Here is a 9473-nt window from a genome sequence, read left to right as displayed (position 1 = left end):
AACTGGTTTGGGACCAGTGGGTCGGAGGTTCGAATCCTCTCTCGCCGACCAATTTAAGAAACCTGCTTGAAAAAGCAGGTTTTTTTTCGTCTGTAGCCAATGAGGATGAGAACCTCCGAAGGAGGTTTGAGCCGAGCGCAGCGAGACAACGTTGCTTTAGCAACGGCCCGCAGGGCGGCTCGCAGAGCCGCAATCCTCTCTCGCCGACCAATTTAAGAAACCTGCTTGAAAAGCAGGTTTTTTTTCGTCTGTAGAAAACTCCCCCCTCAAAACTTGCGCTTATAAACCTTTCATGCTTTTCACCCTGAACTGCTTTTAAAGTGCGATCTGCTTCAAAAACCCCCATATCTGACAAGGTTAAGATTGGCCGCTTTTTCAACAAAAAGGTGTCAGAAATGGCAATCCCAGCTTATATGTGGGTTAAGGATGATGGCGGAGCCGATATCAAAGGTTCTGTGGATGTCACTGGCAGAGAAGGTAGTATTGAAGTTGTCAGTTTTATGCATGGCTTAAATATCCCCACCGATGACTTTACCGGTAAATTAACGGGTGTGCGCGTGCACAGCGCGATGGAAATCGAGAAAGAGTTTGATTCGTCCAGCCCCTATCTTTACAAAGCGGTTTCAACCGGGCAAACGCTGAAGTCAGTAGAGATAAGGTGGTATCGGATCAATCATGCCGGGCAGGAAGAAGTTTACTTCATCATGTTGCTGGAAAACGTAAAAATCGTCGGTATTAATCCGATTATGCATAATATTAAAACGCATGAAAAGATGAATCACCTCGAATCCGTTTTAATTCGCTATGAAAAGATAACCTGGAAATATTGCGAAGGCAATATTCTCCACTCTGATACATGGAAAGAGAGAGCCTAAAGGGATATGGCGTAGTAATACGCCATTTATAATAAAAGGAGACAGAGATGGCTTGGGTATATGAAGTAAATAAAAAGAGTTTTTTCTTAAATGATGATTTCAAGTTTAGTGCAAGATATGCTGGTGCGCCGGGCTATAAAAATGATACGCAATACGAGTGTCTGGCTAACAAAGGGCCATTACCCAGAGGAAAATACCGTATTGTGGGCCAACCCTTTAAGCATCCCACTGCAGGTCGGTTCACGCTGCGTCTGGAACCTTATGCCAGTAACAATATGTGTGGAAGGGTGGGTTTTTGATCCACGGGGATAGCCGTAAACATCTTGGTGAAGCATCAAACGGATGCATAGTAGCTAACCCTGAAGATAGAAAGGCAATATGGGACAGTATGGATAAGGAATTAATCGTAAAATGAAAAATATCTTACTGATACTAATCACCTTGTCAGCTTCTGCATTTGCCGATGTTATCAAAGATGACCCGTGTAAATCACCCAAATCTTCAACCGGAATTCAAATGATGCGAATTATGGAGGATCAATTGGGTATGGGGATTTTAATAGATACGGTAGACCAAAGTGCAACAACAACAGAATTGATCGCTAATACTAAAGTGAGTGACCGGCTGGCAAGTCAATTCGCAAGGGAGTCATATAGGAAAAGTCCTGACGACTGGCTATCTGTTAAGGATTATAAAAAAATATACAGTGAAGATGATGCTCGCAATCTCATCATTAAATTCCATTATTACAACAAGGATAAAAAGGAAAATATTTTCCTGGTATCCGCGCTGGCTAATAAATATGAATGTGGGGTGCGGTTTAACGGCTATATTGTCGTTAAGCGGGAATTCTAAAGCTGGCTCGGCGGAGGAATCAAAGCAGTGGTCCATCCTTTACAGAATGAAGGAGTCTGCCACTGATACCTTTCGTCTCCGTTAGGTGACGTCTATCGTATTGTTTTAAAATGAATTTACTCATACTTGCATTACTTGTCTCCGATTAGAGACGCCTTCAGGCGGGAGATGTTGGTTTTTAACGACAGCATTCCTGAGCGGTTTTAGCTTTTCTGAACTTTAAATCAAGATAAATCATAGAGATATATTTTTAAGAGTCATAGTTATGCCATTCTGGCACGGCATATGCAATAATTTCCCCGTAGATGCTCATTCCACCTCTTATGTTTGCTAACGCTTCATAAACCTGGGAATGACGCAGAGCCACATTACGGTACCTGTTGTCCAGCCAGCCAATATCGCTTACGCCTTATTGGATTTATCGGGCAAAACGTTGAGTCGGGTACCAATCGGTTGTCTTAACCGACCTGATATTTAGACCTGCCAGATGGCAGGTCTTTTTTTTTGCATCGGATTGGCTACAGGAAGGGTAGGGGCCGGGCATGCCCGGCCGCAGTTACGGCGTGTTCTTCAGCGTCAGCAGCAGGCCGTCGCGACGCATGCTGGCCGCTTCTTCCGGCTTGTGCTGGCGGTCCAGCGTATCGGCCAGCCAGGCATAGTCAAACGCGTCCGGGCGCTGCGCGAGCGCAGAACGGAAGGCTTCACTGGCCTGTTCCCACTCCCCGTGCTGCATCAGCAGTTGCCCCAGCGTGCTGTACAGCAGCGGCGTGGCGCCGTGCTGCTTAATCTGCTGGCGCAGTGCTTTTTCCAGCTGCTCCGGGTTACCGGTTTTCAGGCGCGGCATCAGCAGCACCAGGCGCTCGTCATACTGGCGCTTCAGGCCATCCAGCACGATTTGCTGCGCGGTGTCATGGTCGTCACAGACGATCAGGTGATCGGCCATGGCGACCTGCAATGCAGTTTCATGACGCGTTTTACGGCTCTGATTCTGCCACCAGCGCTTCAGGCCATCGCTGCCCTGATCGGCCATTGCCTGGCTCATCAGACCCAGCCATGCCTGCTGCTGTAGCGCAACACGATGAGTTTCATCACCCACCTGCACTTTCTCCATCGCTGGCAGAATATCTAACAGCGCGCTCCATGCCTGAGTACGCACGTAAGCCTGCTCGGCCAGGCGCAGCACTTCAGGATGACGCGGAGCAATCTCCAGCAGGCGGTCAACGCCGTGACGGGCGGCGTGATCTTCATTGCGTGCCAGCTGGATGCGCACGCGGGTAATCTCAACCGGCAGCGGGTCGCCGTCGTTGAGCTCGGTGGCACGTTCCAGATGCTGATTGGCGCGGATTTCGTCACCGCGCTGCTGGGCGGCCTCAGCGGCCAGCAGATAGTTGACCATCGGCTGCTCAGCGTGATCGGCATGGCGCGACAGCAGTTTTTCCACCTGCTGGTAGTCACCTTCCGCCAGCTTCACCAGCGCAGCATTGGTCTGCTTGCGGGCGCTACGGCGTTTACGACCTGTGAACCAGCCACGGGTGCGGGCACCGGTGCGGAAAATGCGGCGCAGCAGCCATTCGATAGCGAGGATCGCCAGCAGCGCCAGCACCAGCATAATCACCAGGCCAGTCACGCTGGTTTCAATATTCCAGTTATCGGTCTGGATCAGCACATAGCCCTGATGGCCCGCTATCATTGGGCCAATCACCACGCCAGCGATTAACAGCAGGAAAAGAAGGAGAACTTTTAACATGGTTATTCTCCCTGCTGCGTGGGTTTAGCGGCATTAACAGAAGGTTGTGCCAACAGGTTACGTACGCGGGTCTGCATCAATTTATCCAGCAGTGGCTGGCTTTCCAGCGCGTCCGGCACGTCCATCGACACGCTCTGCTGGCTCAGTTCATCGAGCTGGCTGAGAAACGCCTTGGTGCTGGCATCGTTAGTATCGAACCAGGCACGCACCCAGGCGGAAACGGTATCGATCGACTGCTTATAGATTTCGTCCTGATGGCGCGGTACGGCCTGGGCGGCAATCAACAGGCGCGAACGGATATTTTCACGCAGATAAACGTCCTGATTCGGTGCCAGCAGCGGCTCAGCGGTGGCATCGCGGCGGCGGATGGTGATGAAATCATCCATAAAGTTATGCCAGCTTTTCACCAGGTTCTGGCGCCATTCACGCAGGGATGAAGAGAGTTCGCCGCTGTCGGCATCCATTGGCTCATCATCGCTGTTGTTGTCGGCAAGGCGCAGATTATCCACGCCGTTAGACAGCTGGTTCAGCTTAAGGATGATGCCGTCATAGTCGACCTGGCTGAGGGTGGAAAGCGTGCTGATATCCTGCGCCAGGGCGCGACGTGCGTCGATCAGGCTGGGATCGTTCATGTCGGCCAGGCTGGCGTCGGCGCTCTTCAGCAGCGCGGCGGCGGTGGTGACATCCTGATCGCTCCACAGCTTACGCCCGGCCATTTTCACCAGATAATCAGACTGGGCCAGCAGCCAGGTCTGTGCATCGCTGCCGGAAATCGTCGCAACCTTCTCTTTCAGTTCGTCGAGCTGCTGGCTCATCGCCGTTTGCTGCTGACGCGCTGTATCCAGTGCGCTGGTCTGCGTTGCCAGCTGCTGAACCAGTGACTGCCGGTCGCTGACCGACTGCTGCTGCAGTTCAGAGAGCTGTGCGGCCAGTGCCTGGCTGGCAGCAGCCTGCTGTTGAGCCTGATGCTTCCCATACATATAGAGGCCACCGCCCACTGCCAGCGCAATCGCGATAGCGACAATGCTGAGCACGGTGGCGCTATTTTTCGCTTTACGCGCTGGCGTAGATTCAGGTGTTGAGGTTTCAACCGCTGGGGTGGTCTCTTCAACCATGGCGGAGGAATCTTTGTGTTCCGTCATAATGGCTCATCCCATATTAAGTGCGCGTAGTAACGCGTCATTATCGGCACCCCCGGCGACACAGATGTTCGCCCAGCCCAGTTCCCTGGCCAGGGTAGCCAAACGTTCACTGACGACAACAAGCCGACAGTGCAGAAGCCATTCATCCCGATCGACCTCGGGGAATAGCGAGTAAAGCTGTTGCAGCATCTCACCGCTGGTGACCACCAGGGTATCTATTCCCTGATTGCGCCAGCGCCGGCCCTGCTCCGCGCCGTGGTAATACTTTGCACACCGTTGATAGCACTCAATAAACTCTACCTGAGCGCCACGGTTAAGCAAAGTTTCCGCCAGTAATTCACGCCCGCCGTTGCCGCGCAGAATCAACGCCCGCTTGCCAGCGACCGCCTGCAGCGCCGGGAGTTGAATAAGAATTTCACTGGTTTCCTGCTCGTGCGGCCAGACTACGTCGTAACCGCTGACGGCATGCAGCGCCAGCGCGGTGCTGCGGCCTATAGCATAATAGTTCAGGCTGGCGGGCCATGTTGCTCCGGCGCGCATTAACGCAGGCTGAGCATAGTGAATGGCGTGCTGTGAGAGAATAAACACCAGATCCCCGTCCTGCAATGCGCTCAGGCGTGCGGGTAGAAGGTCCAGCTGAGTTCCGGGGGTAAATTCAATCAGCGGAAAGGCCCAGGCAACCTGGCCGCGTGCGCACAAACGGCTGACCAGCTCATCTGCGGCAGGTGACGGACGGGTTACCAGGATACTCATGTTGGTGGATTTCCCTGATAAACCTCGGCGAGAATTTCGCGCGCGCCGTTATCCAGCAGCTCTTCCGCCAGCGAAATTCCCATTTTCTCGGCATCCGCACGCGGGCCACGGCGTTCACCGCTGACCATTTGACTGCCGTCCGGTGAACCCACCAGACCGCGCAGCCACAGCTGCTCACCTTCCAGCAGCGCGAAGCTGCCGATAGGCACCTGACAGCCACCTTCCAGCCGGGTGTTCATCGCACGTTCAGCCAGCACGCGGCAGGCCGTGTCTGCATCATTCAGCGCTGCCAGTAGCCCGATGGTGTAAGCATCATCAAGGCGGCACTCAATGCCCACCGCGCCCTGGCCAACGGCAGGAAGCGACTCCTCAGCGGGCATGATCTGGCGAATGCGATCGCCAAGGCCCAGGCGCTTTAATCCGGCCACGGCCAAAATAATCGCGTCATACTCTCCGGCATCCAGCTTGCTTAAGCGAGTGCCGACGTTACCCCGCAGCGAGCGGATCACCAGATCCGGACGACGTGCGCTGATCTGGCACTGACGGCGCAGGCTGGAAGTGCCGACAATGGCCCCCTGCGGCAGCGCGTCAACCGAATCATAATGATGGGAGACAAACGCATCGTGCGGATCTTCTCGTTCACAGATCGTCACCAGCCCCAAACCCTCAGGAAAAGCGACCGGGACATCTTTCATCGAGTGCACGGCAATATCGGCGCGGCCTTCCAGCATCGCCTGTTCCAGCTCTTTGACGAACAGACCCTTGCCGCCCACCTTCGCCAGTGGGGTGTCAAGGATCACATCACCCTTGGTGACCATCGGCACCAGTTCGACGCGCAGCCCCGGATGGCTGGCGGTTAAACGCTGCTGTACGTACTCCGCCTGCCATAAGGCCAGCGGACTTTGCCTGGTGGCAATTCTTAAAATTTTGTCTAACATGCTTGATACCGTTTTGATCGTTCACTGATTATCCTATCATTGAACCGGGAAGGCTGTCAGTTAAACGGCGGCACACGGACGTATTGCAGTGGGTTGAACGCAAAATGTGCTAAACTGTTAAGTAGCGCAACTTTCTTTACGGTCAATCTGCCAGGTGTTAGATTGATCACGTTTCCAGCAAAAATCTGCACGACTATTTTTAAAGCAAACGGCAGATTTCGGAAACCGAACTTTTATATACCCTTTTCAGTCCATAAGGGTGTAAGCACTGGGACAATCAGGCGAGACGTCTTGTACCTCTACATTGAGACACTGAAACAGAGACTGGATGCCATTAACCAGCTGCGCGTTGACCGCGCACTGGCCGCTATGGGACCTGCATTCCAACAGGTTTACAGTCTGCTGCCGACCTTATTACATTGTCATCATCCGCTGATGCCGGGTTACCTTGAAGGTAACGTTCCACATGGCATCAGCTTCTACTCGCCTGATGAAAGCCAGATTAGCTATCTTAATGATTTGGAAGATAAATCCGGATCTCTTGCCGCCATTCCCGCCGCGGGTGAAATGCCGATTACCGGCGTTTACTCCATGGGCAGCACCTCCTCTATCGGCCAAAACTACACCTCTGACCTCGATATCTGGGTCTGCCATCAGTCATGGCTGGACAATGACGAGCGCCTCAGCCTGCAAAAAAAATGCACCCTGCTGCAGAAGTGGTGCGCCTCGATGGGGGTGGAAGCCAGCTTCTTCCTGATTGATGAAAACCGCTTCCGTCATAATGAGAGCGGTAACCTGGGTGGAGAAGACTGTGGTTCAACCCAGCACATTCTGCTGCTTGATGAGTTCTATCGCACCGCCGTGCGCATGGCGGGCAAACGAATTCTGTGGAATATGGTGCCGCGTGAAGAGGAAGAGCATTACGACGACTATGTGATGTCGTTGTATCAGCAGGGTGTGCTGACGCCCAACGAGTGGCTCGACCTCGGTGGCCTCGGCACGCTGTCGGCGGAAGAGTATTTCGGCGCCAGCCTGTGGCAGCTGTATAAAAGTATCGACTCGCCGTACAAAGCCGTGTTGAAAACCCTGCTGCTGGAAGCCTATTCATGGGAATATCCGGCCACCCGCCTGCTGGCAATGGATATCAAACAGCGCCTGCACGATGGAGAAATCGTCTGCTACGGGCTGGATCCTTACTGCATGATGCTGGAGCGGGTAACGCACTATCTGACCAGCATTGACGACCACGCACGCCTTGATCTGGTGCGCCGCTGTTTCTATCTGAAAGTGTGTGAGAAGCTCTCACTCGCGACAGAGGATGCCGGCTGGCGCCGCGAGATCCTCAGCCAGCAGGTAAAAGAGTGGGGCTGGGACAGCGCACGTCTGGCGATGCTCGACAGCCGAGCCGACTGGAAAATCGGCCAGGTACGCGAAGCGCACAACGAGCTGTTAGACGCGATGATGCAGAGCTATCGCAACCTGATCCGCTTTGCGCGGCGCAACAATTTAAGCGTGAGTGCCAGCCCGCAGGATATTGGCGTACTGACGCGTAAACTGTATGCCGCGTTCGAAGCGCTGCCGGGGAAAGTCACGCTACTGAACCCGCAGATCTCCCCGGATCTCTCTGAGCAGCACCTGACCTTTATTCACGTGCCTAACGGCCGCGCCAATCGTGCAGGCTGGTATCTGTACAACCAGTCGCCGGATATGAGCTCGATCATCAGCCATCAGCCGCTGGAATATAACCGCTATCTCAATAAGCTGGTGGCGTGGGCATGGTTCAACGGATTGCTGACCAGCAAAACAAGGCTGCATATTAAAGGCAATGAGATTTGCGACCTGGCGCGTCTGCAGGAGCTGGTGGCCGATGTGTCACACCATTTCCCGCTGCGCCTGCCTTCTCCGACGCCCAAAGCGCTCTACAGCCCCTGCGAAATTCGCCATCTGGCCATTATCGTCAATCTCGAATATGACCCGACGGCCGCGTTCCGCAATCAGGTGGTTCACTTTGATTTCCGCAAGCTGGACGTGTTCAGCTTTGGCCAGCAGCAGCAGTGCCTGATTGGCAGCATCGATCTGCTGTACCGCAACTCGTGGAATGAAGTGCGTACCCTGCATTTCAACGGCGAGCAGTCGATGATCGAAGCGCTGAAAACCATCCTCGGCAAAATGCATCAGGACGCCTCACCGCCGGATAATGTTGAGGTGTTCTGCTACAGCCAGCATCTGCGCGGACTGATCCGTACCCGCGTGCAGCAGCTGGTGTCCGAGTGTGTTGAGCTGCGTCTCTCCAGTACCCGCCATGAGCCAGGCCGTTTTAAAGCGCTGCGCGTGGCGGGCCAGACGTGGGGGCTGTTCTTTGAGCGCCTCAGCGTGTCAGTACAGAAGCTGGAAAATGCCGTGGAGTTCTACGGTGCTATCTCCAATAACAAGCTGCACGGCCTGTCGCTGAAGGTGGAAACTGACCAGGCGCGCTTACCGGCAGTGGTGAACGGCTACGCCAGCGAAGGGATTATCCAGTTCTTCTTTGAAGACACGCGCGACGATCGCGGCTTCAATATCTATATCCTCGACGAAACTAACCGCGTTGAGGTTTATCACCATTGCGAAGGCAGTAAAGAGGAGCTGGTGCGCGACGTCAGCCGCTTCTACTCCTCTTCACACGATCGCTTCACCTACGGTTCCAGCTTTATCAACTTCAATCTGCCGCAGTTCTACCAGATTGTGCCGCTTGACGATCGCTTCCAGGTGATCCCGTTTCGCAGTCAGACTCTGACCCAGCTGTGCGCCACGCTACCGGAAAGCGGCTCCAGCGAAGATTACGCCCAGCGCTATCAGATGCATTAATAGCGTCACGGCGGCTTCTGCTGCGCGATTCGCTTTTCCTGTTGCTTTTCGAACTTCAGCTGCGATGATAGACAGCATTAGGTATCTTTCACGAGCAGAAAAGAATGAAGAAAACGATTTGCCAGCTGGCACTGTTACTGACTGTCGTCAGCCTGGCGGGATGCGGGCTAAAAGGGCCGCTCTATTTCCCAAAGGATGAGCAGCCGAAGTCACAGGCGACCCAACCGGTCCAAACCACGCCATCAACGACGCCATCCACCGATACCGGGCAAACGCCTGCAAGCGGCGGGACGAGTGTGCAACCGGCTCAGTAACC

Annotated in this window: 9 protein-coding genes and 1 other RNA gene; 6 read left to right on the top strand and 4 right to left on the bottom strand. The window is 54.0% G+C overall.

The features are described 5' to 3' along the window. Window positions 1-84 precede the first annotated feature (84 nt). The 4 genes from QLG07_RS12620 (at window position 85) to QLG07_RS12605 (ending at window position 1730) form a co-directional block, all read left to right on the top strand. Window positions 85-210, top strand: a non-coding RNA gene (locus tag QLG07_RS12620) — RtT sRNA. 185 nt (window positions 211-395) lie between these two features. Then, window positions 396-875 carry an Hcp family type VI secretion system effector gene (locus QLG07_RS12615; protein ID WP_282469328.1) on the top strand — a complete coding sequence of 160 codons (480 nt, stop codon included), beginning with the start codon at window positions 396-398 and terminating at the stop codon, window positions 873-875. Window positions 876-922: 47 nt separating this feature from the next. Further along, entirely contained in the window at window positions 923-1174 is a 252-nt protein-coding gene (locus tag QLG07_RS12610; protein WP_282469327.1) for a hypothetical protein, read from the top strand. 112 nt (window positions 1175-1286) lie between these two features. Next, window positions 1287-1730, top strand: coding sequence for a hypothetical protein (locus tag QLG07_RS12605; protein WP_282469326.1), 444 nt, complete (start codon window positions 1287-1289; stop codon window positions 1728-1730). 556 nt (window positions 1731-2286) lie between these two features. Here QLG07_RS12605 and hemY read toward each other — a convergent pair. Genes hemY through hemC form a run of 4 tightly spaced genes read right to left on the bottom strand, consistent with a single transcriptional unit; the run spans window position 2287 to window position 6310 of the window. Continuing rightward, on the bottom strand, window positions 2287-3477 hold the full coding sequence (gene hemY / locus QLG07_RS12600; protein WP_282469325.1) for a protoheme IX biogenesis protein HemY: 1191 nt from the start codon (window positions 3475-3477) through the stop codon (window positions 2287-2289). A gap of 2 nt (window positions 3478-3479) precedes the next feature. Further along, window positions 3480-4619, bottom strand: a complete 1140-nt coding sequence (gene hemX / locus QLG07_RS12595; RefSeq protein WP_048914361.1) for a uroporphyrinogen-III C-methyltransferase — start codon at window positions 4617-4619, stop codon at window positions 3480-3482. 6 nt (window positions 4620-4625) lie between these two features. Next, window positions 4626-5372: a uroporphyrinogen-III synthase gene (gene hemD / locus QLG07_RS12590; RefSeq protein WP_048914362.1), complete on the bottom strand. Its 747-nt coding sequence runs from the start codon at window positions 5370-5372 to the stop codon at window positions 4626-4628. Then, entirely contained in the window at window positions 5369-6310 is a 942-nt protein-coding gene (gene hemC / locus QLG07_RS12585; protein ID WP_048914363.1) for a hydroxymethylbilane synthase, read from the bottom strand. Before hemC ends, hemD begins: the two co-directional genes overlap by 4 nt. Before the next feature lie 291 nt (window positions 6311-6601). On the opposite strand from hemC, the gene QLG07_RS12580 reads away from it, so the two are divergent. Together QLG07_RS12580 and QLG07_RS12575 are read left to right on the top strand one after the other, a co-directional pair. Then, on the top strand, window positions 6602-9157 hold the full coding sequence (locus QLG07_RS12580; protein WP_133622254.1) for a class I adenylate cyclase: 2556 nt from the start codon (window positions 6602-6604) through the stop codon (window positions 9155-9157). Between the two features lie 104 nt (window positions 9158-9261). Then, a complete protein-coding gene (locus QLG07_RS12575; protein ID WP_282469324.1) occupies window positions 9262-9471 on the top strand; it encodes a lipoprotein in 210 nt (69 codons plus the stop codon). The last annotated feature ends 2 nt before the right edge of the window (window positions 9472-9473 follow it).

The organism is Erwinia sp. V90_4, from assembly GCF_029967685.1.
GTDB lineage: Bacteria > Pseudomonadota > Gammaproteobacteria > Enterobacterales > Enterobacteriaceae > Erwinia > Erwinia aphidicola.
This window is presented reverse-complemented; position numbering and strand designations above follow the sequence as displayed.

Excerpts from the sequence above, each read along its gene's own strand:
- hemY (WP_282469325.1), bottom strand. The coding sequence starts at position 3,477 with ATGTTAAAAGTTCTCCTTCTTTTCCTGCTGTTAATCGCTGGCGTGGTG.
- QLG07_RS12575 (WP_282469324.1), top strand. The coding sequence starts at position 9,262 with ATGAAGAAAACGATTTGCCAGCTGGCACTGTTACTGACTGTCGTCAGC.
- QLG07_RS12605 (WP_282469326.1), top strand. The coding sequence starts at position 1,287 with ATGAAAAATATCTTACTGATACTAATCACCTTGTCAGCTTCTGCATTT.
- hemX (WP_048914361.1), bottom strand. The coding sequence starts at position 4,619 with ATGACGGAACACAAAGATTCCTCCGCCATGGTTGAAGAGACCACCCCA.
- hemD (WP_048914362.1), bottom strand. The coding sequence starts at position 5,372 with ATGAGTATCCTGGTAACCCGTCCGTCACCTGCCGCAGATGAGCTGGTC.
- hemC (WP_048914363.1), bottom strand. The coding sequence starts at position 6,310 with ATGTTAGACAAAATTTTAAGAATTGCCACCAGGCAAAGTCCGCTGGCC.
- QLG07_RS12615 (WP_282469328.1), top strand. The coding sequence starts at position 396 with ATGGCAATCCCAGCTTATATGTGGGTTAAGGATGATGGCGGAGCCGAT.
- QLG07_RS12610 (WP_282469327.1), top strand. The coding sequence starts at position 923 with ATGGCTTGGGTATATGAAGTAAATAAAAAGAGTTTTTTCTTAAATGAT.